This is a genomic window from Phyllobacterium calauticae (assembly GCF_019991125.1).
In the GTDB taxonomy this organism is placed as follows: domain Bacteria; phylum Pseudomonadota; class Alphaproteobacteria; order Rhizobiales; family Rhizobiaceae; genus Phyllobacterium; species Phyllobacterium calauticae.
This window is the reverse complement of sequence record NZ_JAGENB010000008.1, coordinates 41,204-57,903: the sequence shown is the minus strand read 5'-3', so window position 1 is coordinate 57,903 and position 16,700 is coordinate 41,204. Positions and strand designations below refer to the sequence as shown.

Sequence of the window (16,700 nt, the reverse complement as noted above, 5' to 3'; positions counted from 1 at the left end):
TCACGTCTCTCCTCGCATCTTCTTGCCGTTTCAGGCGCCATTTCGACCAGATTTATGAATGCACGACCTAGCCCGGCTTGGCCGCCTGCGTCGACGCGAGTTCGGCGGCCTTCTCCAGGGCGATCTGGGTTGCCGCACCGGCACCGGCCGCGTCGTTGGTCCCCGAGCGCACGGTCACCGCATTGGATGCCAGCAGGAGACCGGCTTCGCGGAAGGCCACGAGCAGCCGCTTCATCGCCTCACGCTGGATAAGCGACGGGTTGCCCGGTTTGGCGGTGAATTTGAGCCGGACAATCATCGAATTCTCGGTGATGTCCTGAATGCCCTGGAATTTCAGCGGAACCAGAAATTCCGGGCCGAATTCCGGATCCTCAAGCATGTCCTGGCCGACCTTCTTGACCGTCTTGCGGATCTTTTCCGGATCGGTGTCGCGGTCGAAACGCAGCTCGAACTTGATCGTGCTCCAGTCCCGGCTGTAATTGGTCACCGACTGGATCTGTCCGAAGGGGATGGTGTGCACCGGGCCGTTCTGATGGCGCAGCTGCAGGGAGCGCAGCGTGATGCGCTCGACGGTGCCCTTGAGTTTGCCGGTGTCGATATATTCACCCGTGCGGAAGGCATCGTCGGCAATGAAGAATATGCCCGAGACCACATCCTTCACCAGTGTTTGCGAGCCGAAGGAAATGGCCAGCCCGAGAACGCCGAAGCCGGCAAGCAGTGGCCCGATATCCATGCCGAGGGATGAAAGCACCACGAGTGCCGTGATCGCAACGATGGCGCCAAAGGCGAGATCGCGCACCAGCGGCAGGATCGTCGAGAGGCGTCCGGCGGCGGTGCGCGCTGGACCGTCCGTGTCATCCTGTCCCGGCAGCAGCGGCCGCGAGGAGGGAGAGAGGGCGGTGAAATAGTGCCGCAGGAAACTCCAGATGGCCCAGCCGATGACCACGGCAACGCTGATCCGCAGCAGGCCGGTGATGAGCGACAGCGCCATGGCGTAGGCGCTGTCCATGTAGCTGGTCCACAGACGGATAATGAGGAAGAGACCGAGAAGCCAGATGCCCCCGGTCGCCAGTGTCTGGATGGCCGCGATGAAAGCCTGCGCCAGCGGCGGCAGGGGCGTATCGTTCTTGTGCCGCTCCTGCATGGCCGCAATCAGCGCATGCATGCCAAGGGCGATGATGGGTATCAGCAGGACGATGACCTGGGTTGCGCCCGCCGCTTCCCCCCAATGGGCGCGCTGCGGAGCACTGGCTGCCATGCAGCCGACAACCCAGATCAGGATGGCTACAAAAGACAGGAATGCCGGAAGCACGCTTGCGATGACCTGCCGGGTCATGCTCGGTGCCGGTCCGGCAAACACCGCGGTGATGTCCTTGCGTCCGCCAATGAACCACCAGAGCTTCAGAACCGTAACCACGGTCGCTGCAATCAGGAACCAGCCTTCGGTGACGCCGCGGCTGACACCGCTTTCCAGGGACAGGCGGACGAGCTGGCCGACCAGGGCGCCGGTGAGGCCATAGGCAACCAGCATGCGGAAGTGCCATTGCGGATTGTTGATGGGCAGGAGCCTTGCCTGGGGATCACCGGGCGAAAGGAACAGCCGTCCGACCGCCGCATAGACCAGGGTCAGCGCCGCGGCGTGCAGCAGCCTCAACGTTAGGGTGGAGGCCATCGGCGCGTCGGCCGTCAGGACGTTGATGACGATGTGCCCGACGGCAATGAAGGCGCAAATGCCGGCGATGTCGCGCACCGTGCGGGCAAGCGAGCCGCGGGCGCGATGGACGAGATCGGCATCCTCGCCGAGCGGGCGGACGATCAGGGCCGTGCCAAGCCGGAAGACGATCCAGCCCGCGGCGGCGGCGGCAAGCAGTGCACCCAGCGTGACGAGGGTAACCTGGCCCCAGTCGCCGCCCTGGCTTTGCAGCCCCTTGTCCATCATGAAGGGCAGTTCGACGATGTGGCCGATGCCCGTGAGCCCGACGGAGAGACCGGTGCCGAATGAATCCAGCGCATTCTCGGCCAGGGCTTCGGCCTGATCGAGCGGGCTATCGCCCGGCTGCGCGGCGGGCAAGGCCTTGGCTTTTGCCGGTGCGGGCGCCGGTGCCGGATCATCCCAACGCACGACAACGTTGCGGCCGCTGGCATAGGCGGCCCGCAGCGTGTTGTTGATGTCGGCTTCGCTCTGGCCCCGCTGCAGCACGATGGTGACGGTTTCCGGCGCTGCGGCCTGGGCGCAAGCGGTTGTGGCCGCTGCGAAAACGCCGGGAAGTGCTGTGCACAGACACAAAAGGACCACGCGCATTGCCGATGGAATGTTCAGGTGTGTCAGCATCGCGGTCCCCTTCGTTCTCCTGATAGGAGTACGCGCATTGCTTGGTCGGCTTCAAGTGCTGATTGCATTGCCCGATCCGGGCGATTGCCGCCCTGTGCATTGCAGCAAACATGACAAAATGGTCATTCGACAAGATGCCGGGAAGGTGAGAGAGTCCATAGCCGATACATTGTTGGCTAACGGGCGGTGCCCTGGAGGTAGCGTGCAGTGAAACGTCTGGGTCTTTTGATCGCGTTCGTTGTATTGGCCGGACTCGGCTACATCTTTCTCTCTCCCCATCTGAACGCGCCGCCTGCCGGCAAGGGGCCGACGACGGTTGCCGCGACAGCGCCGGCCGCAGGGTCCGGCAAGGGGCGGTCTGCCGCCGTTCCATCGATTGTTGCCGCCACGGCCAAGACCGAAGACGTGCCCATCACCAAGACGGTTGTCGGCAATATCGAGCCGATCAACACGGTTATCATCCGGCCGCAAGCCGATGGCGTGGTGATGGCGACCAATGTCAAGGACGGGCAGATGGTCAAGGCCGGGGACGTGCTTTTTCAACTGGATGACCGGACGATCCGAGCGACGATCGAGAAGGACAAGGCGGCACTGGCCAAGGACCAGGCCAATCTCGATTCCGCCAATCAGGACCTGATCGGGGCGCAGGCCCTGTCAAGCCAGAAAATCAATACGCAGCAGCAGACCTATCAGGCGCTTGCCGTTGTCAATGCGTTGAAAGCGTCGATTGCCATGGATACGGCGCAGATCCAGGCCGACGAGGTCCTTCTGTCCTACATGACCATCAAGGCACCCATCGATGGCCGTGTCGGTGTGGTCAACACATCCGTCGGCAATTTCGTGCGCACCGCGGATACCGGCGGCGGTCTTTTGACCATCACGCGCATGGCACCGCTGCGGGTGTCGTTTACGGTGGCGGAAAGCGATCTGCCGACATTGCGCGATGCGATGAAGGAACGTCAGCTCGACGTTCTTGTCAAGGTTCCCGGCAGCAAGGAAGTGATTGCGTCAGGCCCGCTCAACTTTGTCGATTCCAGCGTCGACACGGCCTCCGGGACGATTGTCCTGAAGGCGGATGTGGCCAATGATGACGGCGCGCTGTGGCCCGGCCAGTACATCAACGCAACGGTCGAAATCGGCACGCACAAGGACGCCGTGACCGTACCGCTGATCGCCATTCAGCAGGGCAATGACGGGACATTCGCCTTTGTCGTCGGCCCCGACAAGAAGGTGATCAAGCAGGCGGTGACCGTGGTTGAAACGGTCGGCGATACCGCCGTCACCACCGCGGGCCTCAAATCCGGCGACCATGTGGTCATCGACGGGCAGCTGCATCTGCAGGACGGCTCGAGCGTCATTGAAACGGTGGCCGATGTGGACACTGCGGCGCCCGCACTGTCGGCGGCCGATGCGGTTGCGCCGGATCCGATCAAGACGGACACGGTGCAATGAACATCTCCGCCATATTCATCCGCCGGCCTATCGCAACAATCCTCCTCTCCGTCGCGCTGGCCGCATCGGGCCTGTTTGCCTATCAGTTCCTCCCTGTTGCCGCCCTGCCGCAGGTCGATTTCCCCGTCATATCGGTTTCCGCCCAGCTGCCGGGTGCCGCGCCCGACACCATGGCCAATGCCGTGGCAACGCCGCTGATCAAGCAGTTCGCCACGATACCCTCCGTTTCGACGATCAGCGCCACGAGCACGCAGGGACAGACCCGCGTCACCATCGAATTCGAGCTCGACAGGAACATCGATCAGGCCGCCGCCGACGTCCAAGCGGCCATCGCACGGACGCTGCGGCAGCTGCCGGCGAACATGACGACGCCGCCGAGCTACCGCAAGACCAATCCAGCCGACGCTCCCATCCTGCTGATCGCACTGCAAAGCGATATGGCGCAATTGTCGAAGCTCGACGATTATGCCGAGCAGGTCATCTCGCCGTCGCTGTCGACCGTGGATGGCGTCGGCGAGGTCCAGGTGTTCGGCGCCAAGCAGTTCGCCGTGCGCATCGAGGTCGATCCCAATGCGATGAAGGCACGCGGCATCGGCATCGATGAACTGACGAGTGCCGTGGCCGACAACAATTCGATTGCGCCGGTGGGAACGCTCACCAGCCCCACCCAGCAGATGGCAATCGAGGCCGACACGCAGTCGAAGAATGCCGACACATTCCGCCAGATTCTGATCGCGTCGCCCAATGGCAAGCCGGTGCGCCTGGGCGACGTGGCGCGGGTGGTGGATTCCGTTGCCAATACCCAGACCGAGAGCCGTTATGACGGCAAGAAGGCGCTGGTGCTGGCCGTCTTCCGCCAGCCCGGCGCCAATACGGTCGATGTGGTGGACCGCGTGCGGACCATGCTGCCGAAATTCGCCGAAGAGCTCGGTGCGTCCACCAGCCTCAACGTGCTCAACGACCGCTCGACGTCGATCCGGCAGGCCGTATCGGATGTGCAATTTACGCTCATCCTGATCATCGCGCTGGTTGTGATGGTGATCTTCGTGTTCCTGCGGCGGATCGCGGCCACGCTTATCCCGACGATTGCCGTGCCGCTGTCGCTGATCGCCACGCTGGGCGTGATGTATGTCTTCGGCTTTTCCATCGACAATATCTCGCTGCTGGGCCTGACGCTTTCCGTCGGGCTGGTGGTGGACGATGCCATCGTCATGCTGGAGAACATATCCCGGCATATCGAGGAGGGCATGCCGCCGCGCGAGGCGGCGCTCAAGGGCAGCGAGGAAATCGGTTTCACCATCGTGTCCATCACCGCATCGCTCGTGGCGGTCTTCATCCCCGTCCTGCTGATGGGCGGCGTGGTCGGGCGCATCTTCAACGAATTTGCCGTCGTGGTGACCGTGGCGATCGTGGCGTCGGCGCTGATATCGCTGACCTTGACCCCGATGCTGTGCAGCCACATGCCGGCCATTCCGCATGACGATGGAAAGGGCCGCAAACCCCTGACGGAGCGGGTTTTCGATGCGGTCCTTGGCGGTTACCGCTGGATGCTCGATGTCTGCCTGCGCTTCCGTATCGTTGTCTTCGGAATCTTTCTCCTGACGGTTGTTGCAACGCTTTATCTCTTCTCGTCCATCGACAAGGGCTTTCTGCCGACCGAGGATATCGGCCAGCTTTCCATCTCGACCGAAGCGCGGCAGGACATTTCATTCGATGCCATGGTGGCGCTGCAGAAGCAGGTGGCCGATGTCCTGAGGAGCAAGCCCTATGTGGCGCATGTGGCATCGACCATCGGCGGCGGCTTCAATTCATCGAGCCTCAACCAGGGCAGTTTCTTCGTCGAGCTCAAACCCAAATCCCAGCGACTGGCGCTCGACCCGCTGCTGACGGACCTGCGCCAGTCGCTGGCCAAGGTGCCCGGCATCAACAGCTATCCCATCGCCATCCAGAACCTGCGCATCGGCAGCACGTCGTCGCGCGCGCAGTACCAGTTCGTGCTGCAGGGCATCAATGCCGACGATCTCTATCCATGGTCGCAGAAATTCCTGCTGGCGCTGCAGCAGGACCGGCAATATTTTGCCGATGTGACCAGCGACCTGCAGAACAATGCGCTGCAGGCCAATCTGGTGATCGATGCGGACAAGGCGCGGCTCCTCGGCATTTCATCGACGCAGCTGCGCAATTCGCTCTATTACGCCTTCGGCACCAATCAGGCCTCGACCATCTTTTCCACCGGCGACAGCTACGAGGTGATCCTCGAGCTCGATCCGTCCATCCCCTGGACGACCGACAAGCTCGACCAGATGCAGATCCGCTCGACCACCACCAACAAGCTCATTCCGCTGTCTTCCTTCGCCCATGTGGAGCGGCGTGCCGGACTGCTGGCCGTCAGCCAGTTGAGCCAGCTGCCGGCGGTGACCATCTCCTTCAACCTGCCGCAGGGCATTGCCTTGGGCAGGGCGGTGGAAGAAATCAACAAGATCAAGGCGGAACTGAATGTTCCCGACTCGATTTCCTCGGCATTCACCGGCACCGCCAAAGTGTTCCAGCAGGCGCTGTCCAATCAGGGCCTGCTGATCGGCGCGGCGATCCTGACGATCTATATCGTGCTCGGCATTCTCTATGAGAGCTTCATCCATCCGCTGACCATTCTGACCGGCCTGCCGGCGGCGGCGGCCGGGGCGCTGGCGACGCTGCAACTGTTCGGCTTTGACCTCAGCGTGATCGCCATCATCGGCATGCTGATGCTGATCGGCATCGTCAAGAAGAACGCCATCATGATGGTCGACTTTGCCCTTGTCCGGCAGCGGGCGGGTGACACGCCGCATGACGCGATTCGTGAAGCCTGCCTTGTGCGGTTCCGGCCGATCATGATGACAACGCTCGCCGCGCTGATGGGAACCCTGCCGATTGCCATCGGTGCCGGCGCCAGTTCGGAATTGCGCCAGCCGCTCGGCGTGGCCGTGGTCGGCGGCCTGTTCGCCTCGCAAATCCTCACGCTGTTCATCACGCCGGTTATCTTCCTCTACATGGAAGACATGTCGCGCGGATCGACGCAGCTGTGGCGCAGGGTCTTTGGCAAACGCGGCACAGTTGCGGCGCCGCACGCGGCGGAATAGGCGTCCCCCCACTCAGGCGGTTTTTGCTTCCAGCAGGCCCAGCTCGTCAATCATGGCCTGCCGCATGATGAACTTCTGGATCTTGCCCGTCACGGTCATCGGATAGTCCTCGACGAAGCGGATATGGGCCGGCACCTTGTAGTGGGCGATCCTGCCCTTGCAGAACTGCAGCACGTCATGCTCGCTGAGGCTGGCGCCGGGCCGTACCTTGATCCAGGCGCAGAGGCACTCGCCATACTTGCTGTCCGGGATGCCGAACACCTGCACGTCGGCGATGCCGGGATGGGTGTAGAGAAACTCCTCGATCTCGCGCGGATAGATGTTCTCGCCGCCCCGGATCACCAGGTCCTTGATGCGCCCGACAATGTTGCAATAGCCCTCCGCATCGATGGTCGCGAGATCGCCAGTATGCATCCAGCGGGCGGCGTCGATGGTGGCTGCGGTGTTGGCATCATCGCCCCAATAGCCGCGCATGACGCTGTAACCGCGCGTCAAAAGCTCACCGGTAACACCCGGCGCGACAATGGCGCCATCCGCATCGATGATCTTGACCTCGACATGCGGATGAATGCGTCCGACCGTCGAAACGCGCCGTTCCAGCGGGTCGGTGGCGGAACTCTGGAAGCTGACCGGACTGGTCTCGGTCATCCCGTAGGCGATGGTGATTTCGCCCTGGTGCATGTCGTGGATGACTTTGCGCATCACTTCGATGGGGCAGGGCGAGCCCGCCATGATGCCGGTGCGCAGGCTGCTGAGGTCGAAGGTCTTGAAATCGGGATGCCCGAGTATGGCGATGAACATGGTCGGCACGCCGTGCAGTCCGGTGCACTTCTCGGCCTCCACCGTCTGCAGCACCGCCAGCGGATCGAACGCCTCGCCCGGTATGACCATGCAGGCGCCGTGGGTCAGGCAGGCAAGGTTGCCGAGAACCATGCCGAAGCAATGGTAGAACGGCACCGGGATGCACAGGCGGTCGATTTCGGTGAGGCGCATCGCCTCGCCGATGAAGAAGCCGTTGTTGAGAATATTGTGGTGACTGAGTGTCGCGCCCTTGGGGCTGCCGGTGGTGCCGCTGGTGAACTGGATATTGATTGGGTCGTCGAACTGGAGCACGGCGGCCAGCGCCTGCAGCTGTTGCCTGGCTTCCGGGGTCGCTGCCTGTTCGAGATCGGCGAAGTTGAGCATCCCCGGCGTCTTGTCTGCGCCCAGACGAATGACGGTCCGCAGCGTCGGCAGCTTCGCTGACCGGAGTTCGCCGGGCGCGCAGGTGCCAAGTTCCGGGGCGATCTCGCGCAATATGTCGAGGTAATTGCTGGTTTTCAGGGCGGGCGACAGGATCAGCGCGGCACAGCCGACCTTGTTGACGGCATATTCAAGCTCGTGCGAGCGGTAGGCCGGATTGATGTTGACGAGGATGAGCCCGGCCTTGGCGGTGGCGAACTGGGTCAGCACCCATTCCAGATTGTTGGGCGACCAGATGCCGATGCGGTCACCGGGTTTCAGGCCAAGCGCGATGAGGCCCGCTGCGACGGCGTCAACGCGCTGCTTCAGTTCGGCATAGCTCAGGCGCACATTCTGGTGGCGGACCACAAGGGCGGGGCGGTCGGGAAACCGCCCGGCGATATGGTCAAAGTGCCGTCCGATCGTTTCGCCGATCAGCGGCTGGCTGCTTGCACCGTGAACGTAGCTTTCCCTGATCATCGATTGCTCCTCCCAAAGCGTTCAGCAGATGGAGCATACGTTTCTGACCGGCGCTGTAAAGTTCAGGCTTTCCCGTTCACCCGGTCAAGCAGGATTTCCGCGCCCGCATCGCCGAACTGCACCTGATAGAGCCGCTTGTAGGCGCCGCCTGCGGCAAGCAGTTCGCTGTGGCTGCCCTGTTCCAGAATCCGGGCATCGTCGACCACGACGATGCGGTCGGCATTGCGGATCGTCGCCAGCCGGTGCGCGATGACCAGGGTGGTGCGGCCCTGCGCCAGTTCGGCGAGGGATGCCTGGATTTCGCGCTCGGTCTGCGTGTCGAGCGCCGATGTCGCTTCATCGAGAATGAGGATGGGCGGGTTTTTCAGGAACATGCGGGCAATGGCAAGCCGCTGCTTCTGGCCGCCCGACAGCTTGACGCCGCGCTCGCCGACAATGGTCTCAAGCCCGGCAGGCAGACCGGCTATCATTTCGTCGAGGCGGGCGCGGCGGGCGGCAAGCGCAATGTCTTCATCCGACGCATCGAGGCGGCCATAAGCGATGTTCTCGCGGATGGAGCCGCCGAACAGGAAGACATCCTGCTGCACAACGCCGATCTGGCTGCGCAGCGAGGCGAGGGTCATGTCGCGGATGTCGATGCCATCAACGGTGATCGCGCCGGAGTCGACCTCGTAAAAGCGCGGCAGCAGTGAACAGAGGGTGGTTTTCCCAGCACCGGAGGAGCCGACAAAGGCAACGGTCTCACCGGCCCTGATCTCCAGATCGATAGCGCGCAGCGCTGCCCTGCCGGTGGTGTAGCCGAAATTCACCTTGTCGTAGCGGATATTGCCCTTGAGGCCGCTGACATCGGCGGCACCGGGCCGGTCGGCGATATCGGGCTCGGTGTCGAGAAGCTCGGTGTAGCGCTTGAACCCGGCAATGCCCTTCGGATAGGTCTCGATCACCGAGTTGATCTTTTCGATCGGCCGCACGAACACCGTCACCAGAAGCAGGAAGCTGACGAAGCCGCCGTTGGAAAGGCTGCCGGTGATGACGAAGTAGCTGCCCGCGATCATCACGATCAGCTGGATCAGCCGCATGCTCATATAGTTCAGCGAAGTGCTTGCCGCCATGATGCGGTAGGCGCTGAGCTTGGTTTCCCGGTAGCGGGCATTGTCATGGGCAAAGAGATCGCGCTCATGATCCTCGTTGGCAAAGGCCTGCACGACGCGCATGCCGCCGACATTCTCCTCGATGCGGACATTGAAATCGCCGACACGCCGATAGAGGCTCTGCCAGTTGCGGGTCATGCGCCCGCCATAGCGGCTGGCGACCCATGCAACGAAGGGAACGATGGCCAGTGTCAGCAGCGCGAGATGCGGGTTGATGAGGAACATCAGCAGGAATGCGCCGATGAAGGTCATGATGGCGATGAACAGATCTTCCGGGCCGTGATGCGCCACTTCGCCGATCTCCTCGAGGTCCTTGGTCACGCGGGCGACGAGATGGCCGGTCTTGTGGTTGTCGTAGAAGCGGAAGGAGAGCTTTTGCAGGTGATCGAAGCTCTTGCGGCGCATCTCGGTTTCAATGTTGATGCCGAGCTTGTGCCCCCAATAGACAACGACCGCCGTGAGGCCGGAATTGAGGAGATAGACAGCAAGCAGTCCGGCCGCCGCCAGAAGAATGTAGCTCCAGTTCTCGCTCGGCAACAGCACATCGATGAAGGCACGCACGGCCATGGGAAAGCCGAGTTCCAGCAGGCCGGACAGGACGGCGCAGGAGAAGTCCAGCGCGAACAGCCCTTTGTAGGGCGCGTAATAGGCGAAAAAACGTTTGATCATGGGCACGTATGGCGAGAACCGGAAGCTCTCTGGCTTGAATGGAACTGTTGGGGAAGCGTTAGCACGCCGCTCCCCCATAAGCGAACATGTTTTGCGGGCGCTGGATGCCGGGCAGGCCGATTTGGGGCCGGAATTCAAGCCGTTGCGGCTGATGTGAGCAATTTCACGCGACAAAAATCGCGATGGCCAAGCTTTCCGGTTGACAACCCGCATCAAGCAGGCGTATCGCGGTTTTGCTTGGGTTACCCAGGTCATTTTTCAAATCACAAAGAAGACGATGGACAGCAAATCTAGCTGCGCCCTGACTGCCGTTGATGCGGGAGGCCGGGCGCTTGAAACAACTAACGAGCAGGACTCGATCCGGTACACCGGATGAGCAACGTTAGGGCCTAGGGCTCCACCGTCGCTCACCCCCGGCCGGATCGCTTCCGGTCAATGAGGTGAGCCATGAACATCACGTTCGCAACTCTTCCAGGCGTTCGCGCCTTCGCCAACCGCGCCCGCGGGCGGCTTGCCGTGCAACGGAACAGCGTTTCCGCAGCACCCCAGAAACAGCATCTTTTTTCCAATCTGCAGGCGGATTGGCGCGTCAATCCGGTCAATGGCCGGCTTGAAATGCGCTGGCATGCCGACAATGAGCCGCCCGCACCCGTTTTGGACCCGGTTGAAAAACTCGGGCTGGTGCTGGCGGTCTATCAGTCGGGCCGCATGATCTGACCGCTGTTTTGCCAAACGCCGCGCATGCGCCTTCGGGCCATCGGGCGCGGCATGAAGGAGTATCCCATGGACGACTATCCTAGTAGGCCCGCCGTGCTGCCGGTGACCGGCAAGCATGGCGGGCGATCCCAAAGAGCAAATTCCCCAAAACCGACCGTGGACGTGACGGCTCGGCACGGCTTGTTGCGCCTGAATTTCAGGTGATCCGGAGCTGGTGTCGCTGTCGCGCAAAGCGGCAGGAGACCAGAAAATGAACGTCATTCTCAAGAATTCCGCATTGAATGCGGAGAAGAAGGACAGCCGCAAGCTGTCCATGCGGGCTGTGCGCGAAGCCCAGAACGATATCGACATCACCCTCGCCAACGTCAAAAGCCACCGGGACGGCCTGACGGTCCGCGATGCGACGGAACGCCTGGCCAAGGACGGGGCAAACGAGGTCGCCCATGACCGGCGCCCGCATGCGCTGCTCCAGTTCATGTCGGCTTTCAAGAACCCCTTCATCATGGTGCTGATCGTTCTCGGCCTGATCAGCGCTTTCACGGACTGCTGGTTGCCCATGCAAAATGGCGATGCTCCGGATCCGACCAAGGTGATCATTCTCGCGGTCATGATTCTGGCCAGCGGCATCATGCGCTTCGTCCAGGAATACCGCTCCGGCAAGGCGGCCGAAGCCTTGAAGGCGATGGTGCGCACGACGGCCACGGTGCTGCGCCGGAACCGGGCGACGACCCCGCCGGAAATGCTCGAAATTCCGATGCGGGAACTCGTGGCAGGCGATGTCGTGCGCCTGTCCGCCGGTGACATGATCCCGGCCGACGTGCGCCTGATTGAATCGCGCGATCTCTATGTCAGCCAGGCGGTCCTGACCGGCGAAGCCATTCCCGTCGAAAAATACGACACGCTCGGCGCGGTTGCCGAGAAGTCGGCGCTGGGCATTGCCTCGGATCAGACCGACATGCTGGATGTTCCCAATATCTGCTTCATGGGCACCAATGTGGTCAGCGGCACGGCGACGGCTGTCGTCGTGGCGACGGGATCGCGCACCTATTTCGGTTCGCTTGCCAAATCCATCGTCGGTTCGCGCGCCCAGACCGCCTTCGACCGCGGCATCAACAGCGTCAGCTGGCTGCTCATCCGCTTCATGCTGGTGATGGTGCCGGTCGTCTTCCTGATCAACGGTTTCGTCAAGGGTGACTGGCTGGAAGCCCTGCTGTTCGCGCTTGCGGTTGCCGTTGGCCTGACGCCGGAAATGCTGCCGATGATCGTCTCGTCCAACCTGGCCAAGGGCGCCGTTGCCATGGCCCGGCGCAAGGTCGTGGTCAAGCGCCTCAACGCCATCCAGAATTTTGGTGCCATGGACATCCTGTGCACGGACAAAACAGGCACGCTGACCCAGGACAAGATCATCCTCGAGCATCATGTCGATGTCTACGGCAAGCGCGACGAGACGGTGCTGCGCCTTGCCTGGCTCAACAGCCATCACCAGAGCGGCGTGAAGAATCTGATGGATCAGGCCGTGCTGCGCTTTACCGATGCATCGGCCGACAACATGCGGACCGCCGCCTTCTATCGCAAGGTCGACGAGATGCCGTTCGATTTCATCCGCCGGCGGCTGTCGGTGGTGGTCGAAGGCGTGGCCGGCGAGCACCTGCTGGTCTGCAAGGGCGCCGTGGAGGAAATGCTTGGTATTGCGACCCGCATGCGCGACGGGAACGATGTCCGCGTGCTCGACGACACCAGCCGCAAGGCACTGGTTGCCATCGCCCGCACCTACAATGAGGACGGGTTCCGTGTTCTGGTGGTCGCCACCCGGGAAATCCCGACCGGGGACACAAAGGCGCAATACGGCATTGCGGATGAAAGCGAGCTGATCGTCGAAGGTTTCCTGACCTTCCTCGACCCGCCCAAGGAAACCGCCGGACCGGCAATTGCGGCGCTTGCCGAACATGGCGTCGCGGTCAAGCTGCTGACCGGTGACAATGAGGTGGTCAGCCTCAAGATCTGCCGTGAGGTCGGGCTTGAAGCGGGGATACCGCTGCTGGGGCGGGACATCGAGAAGCTGGACGACAGCGCGCTGCGCCTGCTCGTGGAGGAGCGCGTCGTCTTCGCCAAGCTGACGCCGCTGCAGAAATCGCGGGTGCTCAAGGCCCTGCAGGCCAATGGCCACACGGTTGGCTTCCTCGGCGACGGGATCAACGATGCCCCGGCGCTGCGCGATGCGGATGTCGGCATTTCCGTAGACAGCGGTGCGGATATCGCCAAGGAATCGGCCGATATCATCCTCTTGGAAAAGAGCCTGATGGTGCTCGAAGAGGGCGTGATCAAGGGTCGCGAGACCTTCGGCAACATCATGAAGTACCTGAACATGACGGCGAGCTCCAACTTCGGCAACGTGTTCTCGGTGCTGGTGGCCAGCGCCTTCATCCCGTTCCTGCCGATGCTGGCGATCCATCTGCTCATCCAGAACCTGATGTACGATATCTCGCAGCTGGCATTGCCGTGGGACCGGATGGACAAGGAATTCCTCAGCAAGCCGCGCAAGTGGGATGCGAGGAACATCGGCCGCTTCATGCTGTGGATCGGACCGACCTCGTCGATCTTCGACATGACCACCTTTGCCCTGATGTGGTTCGTCTTTGCCGCCAATGCGCCCGAGCATCAGTCGCTGTTCCAGTCCGGCTGGTTCATCGAGGGGCTTCTGTCGCAGACGCTGGTCGTGCACATGCTGCGCACGCAGAAGATTCCCTTCATCCAGAGCACGGCGGCCCTGCCGGTCATGCTGATGTCGATCCTGGTGATGGGCCTCGGAATCTATGTGCCGTTCTCGCCGCTCGGCACGCTGGTCGGATTGCAGCCTCTGCCCTGGAGCTACTTCCCCTGGCTGGTGGCTACCCTGTTCAGCTACTGCGTCGTCGCCCAGACGATGAAGGCGATCTACATCCGCCGCTTCGGCCAGTGGTTCTGAACCGTCAAACAGCGGGCGGCATCTGCCGCCCGTCATCCTCCCGTTCCGCAAGACCGCCAGAGGAGATCTGCCATGGTCATGACCAATTTCATCCTGCACTTTCAGGCAGGCACGCCGCCCCATGGTTCATGGGGTGGTTTGCCCAAACGCGGCTCGCTTTCGAAGCGCCCGGAACCGCGCCGTTCCCGGATAGGGGATCAGTTCCTGCGATGGCTCTGCTGGCTTTTGGCCGTGACGGGGCAGGGATTGTTCTGGCTTGCCACGCGGCTGCACCGCCGGGGCGTTCTCAATCGCAGGCGCAGCTGGCGCCTCATCCAGTGGTCGTCCTCCCTGAACCAGAGCGCCATCCGCATCATGCGGCGGGCGCGCTGGTAGCGCACCTCCCATTTCAACACAGACTGCAAGGAGCACATCATGCGCCTTTTGATTTCCGGCGGCCGGCATTTCGATGTCGCCGAAGCCATTCTCGACGAACTGAACCGCATCCATGCGGCCTGCCCGGTGACGGTTCTCATCCATGGCGGTCTTCCCGCCTTGGGATCGGTGGCCGAAGACTGGGCCCGGCAGAACGATGTCCATATCGTCCGCTATCCCGCCAACTGGTCGCTGCTGGGCAAGCAGGCCGACACGAAGCGCAACCGCTTCATGCTGGAAGACAGCCGCCCCGATGCGCTGCTGGCCTTTCCCGGCGGCAGGCATCTGCAGGAACTGGTGCAGCAGGCCCATGCCAGGCATATTCCGGTGATCACGGCCCGAAGCCTGGAGCGGTCTTCCCATGGTGAGGCGGGGGCGCCTGCGGATCATTGCGCCGACAGTCCGGAGGGCGACATGCCGTGCCAAGCCGCCTGCCTCGCGATGACAGGGACTGTCATCATTGTTAACCGGAGAAATGCTAGCCTCGCATGACGAGCCAGCTGCGGTGACCCCATGAAGTTTATACAGACATTCGATCTCTATCCCTTTCTCGATACGACCATCAGCTTCGTCGCCGCCTTCATCTTCGGCACGCTGATTGGCGCCGAGCGCCAGTACCGGCAGCGGACGGCCGGGCTGCGCACCAATGTGCTTGTCGCCATTGGTTCGGCGGCCTTCGTCGATCTGGCGCAGCGGATTGCCGGGACGACGGAAGCCGTCCGGGTGATTTCCTACGTGGTTTCCGGCATCGGCTTTCTGGGTGCGGGCGTGATCATGAAGGAAGGGATGAATGTGCGGGGGCTGAACACTGCGGCAACGCTCTGGTGTTCGGCGGCGGTGGGTGCCTGTGCCGGTACGGACATGCTCGCCGAAGCGGCGCTGCTGACGGTGTTTGTCCTTGCCGGCAACACGCTGCTGCGCCCGCTGGTCAATGTCATCAACCGCATCCCGATCAGCGAACAGGCGGCGGAGGCCACCTATGAGGTCAAGCTGATATCGACCCGTGCGGCCATGCCGACCATGCGCGACCTCCTGGTCGAACGGCTTGAAGAGGCGGATTATCCCGTCAGCGACGTCGAAATCACCGATCAGGGCGATGACGAGACCGTGGAAATCGTGGCCACGCTGGTCAGTACGGCGATCGATCCCGACGAGATCGATGCGGTGATTGCCCATATGGAAAAGCAGCACGGCATTTCCCACGGAACGTGGGAGGGCAGCACAAAGGACTAGTGTAATGTTGCATTATCACGCAAGTTTACAGTCTGATATATACTGTGATCATAATGCAACAGTGCCACAGACATTGCGTTCTGCCTTGTTTTTGACACACGGTTGCCGTGATCCGTTTTAAAAGGATAGGGGCAAGCGGTGACCACGACCGCCTGTCCGCCCTGCCTGTCCCATCGTTTGAAAGCATACAGAATGTCATCCCTCGTTTCGCGCCGGTCATTCCTGACCGGCCTGTCGCTCCTTGGCGTTTCAGCCGTCGCTGCCTGTGCCCAATTGCCCAAACAGTCGCTCGATCTTGCCGGTTCGCAGGATGCCGTGCCGGCGGACAAGCCGGCACCCGTCGAGGTTGCCGCACCGGCACCGGCGAAGCCCGATTACATCAGCATGTATCAGGCGGTCGAAGAGGAGGGCTACAGGCTGCCTGCGATACCCTTTGCCAAGGTCAATGAAAAATTCCTGCGGCAGGTCGTCGACGATCCGACAGGGGAGAAGCCCGGCACGATCGTCGTCAACACCGTCGACAAGTTTCTCTATCTGGTTCTGAAGAACGGCAAGGCCATGCGCTATGGTGTCGGACTCGGCCGGCAGGGCTATTCCTGGAAGGGCCGCGCCATTGTCCAGTGGAAGCGCAAGTGGCCGACCTGGACACCGCCATCGACCATGATTTCACGCGATCCGAAGCTGGAAAAATGGCGCCAGGGCATGCCGCCGGGTGTCAACAATCCGCTGGGTTCGCGAGCCCTCTATATCTTTCAGGGCGGTGTCGACACGCTGTACCGCATTCACGGTTCGCCGGACTGGAACTCCATCGGCAAGTCAGCATCGTCGGGTTGCGTGCGCATGTTCAATCAGGACGTGATGGATCTCTATGAGCGCGTCCCCGGCAAGGCCCCGCTGCTGGTTATTTAGGACCAGGATTCATGAACACGGCCGCAGCCGGTTTTGAC

11 protein-coding genes are annotated in these 16,700 nt (G+C 62.0%); 8 read left to right on the top strand and 3 right to left on the bottom strand.

All coding sequences use genetic code 11. The features are described from left to right. Nucleotides 1-67: 67 nt before the first annotated feature. On the bottom strand, nt 68-2,332 hold the full coding sequence (locus J1W56_RS21920; protein ID WP_223615419.1) for a mechanosensitive ion channel family protein: 2,265 nt from the start codon (nt 2,330-2,332) through the stop codon (nt 68-70). Nucleotides 2,333-2,539: 207 nt separating this feature from the next. On the opposite strand from J1W56_RS21920, the gene J1W56_RS21915 reads away from it, so the two are divergent. Both J1W56_RS21915 and J1W56_RS21910 read left to right on the top strand, forming a co-directional pair. Beyond that, nucleotides 2,540-3,784 carry an efflux RND transporter periplasmic adaptor subunit gene (locus J1W56_RS21915; RefSeq protein WP_223615418.1) on the top strand — a complete coding sequence of 415 codons (1,245 nt, stop codon included), beginning with the start codon at nt 2,540-2,542 and terminating at the stop codon, nt 3,782-3,784. Further along, nucleotides 3,781-6,903 carry an efflux RND transporter permease subunit gene (locus J1W56_RS21910; RefSeq protein ID WP_223615417.1) on the top strand — a complete coding sequence of 1,041 codons (3,123 nt, stop codon included), beginning with the start codon at nt 3,781-3,783 and terminating at the stop codon, nt 6,901-6,903. The genes J1W56_RS21915 and J1W56_RS21910 overlap by 4 nt, the downstream gene beginning before the upstream one ends. Before the next feature lie 12 nt (nt 6,904-6,915). On the opposite strand, the gene J1W56_RS21905 is transcribed toward J1W56_RS21910, so the two are convergent. Both J1W56_RS21905 and J1W56_RS21900 read right to left on the bottom strand, forming a co-directional pair. Next, complete coding sequence (locus J1W56_RS21905) at nt 6,916-8,604, bottom strand: AMP-binding protein (protein ID WP_223615416.1); 1,689 nt, start codon at nt 8,602-8,604, stop codon at nt 6,916-6,918. Nucleotides 8,605-8,666: 62 nt separating this feature from the next. After that, nucleotides 8,667-10,424 carry an ABC transporter ATP-binding protein gene (locus J1W56_RS21900; protein ID WP_223615415.1) on the bottom strand — a complete coding sequence of 586 codons (1,758 nt, stop codon included), beginning with the start codon at nt 10,422-10,424 and terminating at the stop codon, nt 8,667-8,669. 447 nt (nt 10,425-10,871) lie between these two features. On the opposite strand from J1W56_RS21900, the gene J1W56_RS21895 reads away from it, so the two are divergent. The 6 genes from J1W56_RS21895 to J1W56_RS21870 all read left to right on the top strand — a co-directional run bounded on the left by J1W56_RS21895 (nt 10,872) and on the right by J1W56_RS21870 (nt 16,662). Further along, nucleotides 10,872-11,141, top strand: a complete 270-nt coding sequence (locus J1W56_RS21895) for a hypothetical protein (protein WP_223615414.1) — start codon at nt 10,872-10,874, stop codon at nt 11,139-11,141. A gap of 250 nt (nt 11,142-11,391) precedes the next feature. Next, on the top strand, nt 11,392-14,106 hold the full coding sequence (gene mgtA, locus J1W56_RS21890) for a magnesium-translocating P-type ATPase (protein WP_223615413.1): 2,715 nt from the start codon (nt 11,392-11,394) through the stop codon (nt 14,104-14,106). 72 nt (nt 14,107-14,178) lie between these two features. Beyond that, complete coding sequence (locus tag J1W56_RS21885) at nt 14,179-14,481, top strand: hypothetical protein (protein WP_223615412.1); 303 nt, start codon at nt 14,179-14,181, stop codon at nt 14,479-14,481. A gap of 39 nt (nt 14,482-14,520) precedes the next feature. After that, nucleotides 14,521-15,012, top strand: a complete 492-nt coding sequence (locus J1W56_RS21880) for a DUF2493 domain-containing protein (protein WP_223615411.1) — start codon at nt 14,521-14,523, stop codon at nt 15,010-15,012. Nucleotides 15,013-15,033: 21 nt separating this feature from the next. Further along, complete coding sequence (locus tag J1W56_RS21875) at nt 15,034-15,753, top strand: MgtC/SapB family protein (RefSeq protein ID WP_223615410.1); 720 nt, start codon at nt 15,034-15,036, stop codon at nt 15,751-15,753. 192 nt (nt 15,754-15,945) lie between these two features. Continuing rightward, the gene (locus J1W56_RS21870; RefSeq protein ID WP_223615409.1) at nt 15,946-16,662 is read left to right on the top strand and encodes a L,D-transpeptidase; all 717 of its coding nucleotides are present in this window, start codon (nt 15,946-15,948) and stop codon (nt 16,660-16,662) included. The last annotated feature ends 38 nt before the right edge of the window (nt 16,663-16,700 follow it).

Bases quoted from the DNA above. Each gene is read 5' to 3' on its own strand.
- J1W56_RS21920 (WP_223615419.1), bottom strand. From the start codon at position 2,332: ATGCTGACACACCTGAACATTCCATCGGCAATGCGCGTGGTCCTTTTG.
- J1W56_RS21910 (WP_223615417.1), top strand. From the start codon at position 3,781: ATGAACATCTCCGCCATATTCATCCGCCGGCCTATCGCAACAATCCTC.
- J1W56_RS21905 (WP_223615416.1), bottom strand. From the start codon at position 8,604: ATGATCAGGGAAAGCTACGTTCACGGTGCAAGCAGCCAGCCGCTGATC.
- J1W56_RS21900 (WP_223615415.1), bottom strand. From the start codon at position 10,424: ATGATCAAACGTTTTTTCGCCTATTACGCGCCCTACAAAGGGCTGTTC.
- J1W56_RS21895 (WP_223615414.1), top strand. From the start codon at position 10,872: ATGAACATCACGTTCGCAACTCTTCCAGGCGTTCGCGCCTTCGCCAAC.
- mgtA (WP_223615413.1), top strand. From the start codon at position 11,392: ATGAACGTCATTCTCAAGAATTCCGCATTGAATGCGGAGAAGAAGGAC.
- J1W56_RS21885 (WP_223615412.1), top strand. From the start codon at position 14,179: ATGGTCATGACCAATTTCATCCTGCACTTTCAGGCAGGCACGCCGCCC.
- J1W56_RS21880 (WP_223615411.1), top strand. From the start codon at position 14,521: ATGCGCCTTTTGATTTCCGGCGGCCGGCATTTCGATGTCGCCGAAGCC.
- J1W56_RS21875 (WP_223615410.1), top strand. From the start codon at position 15,034: ATGAAGTTTATACAGACATTCGATCTCTATCCCTTTCTCGATACGACC.
- J1W56_RS21870 (WP_223615409.1), top strand. From the start codon at position 15,946: ATGTCATCCCTCGTTTCGCGCCGGTCATTCCTGACCGGCCTGTCGCTC.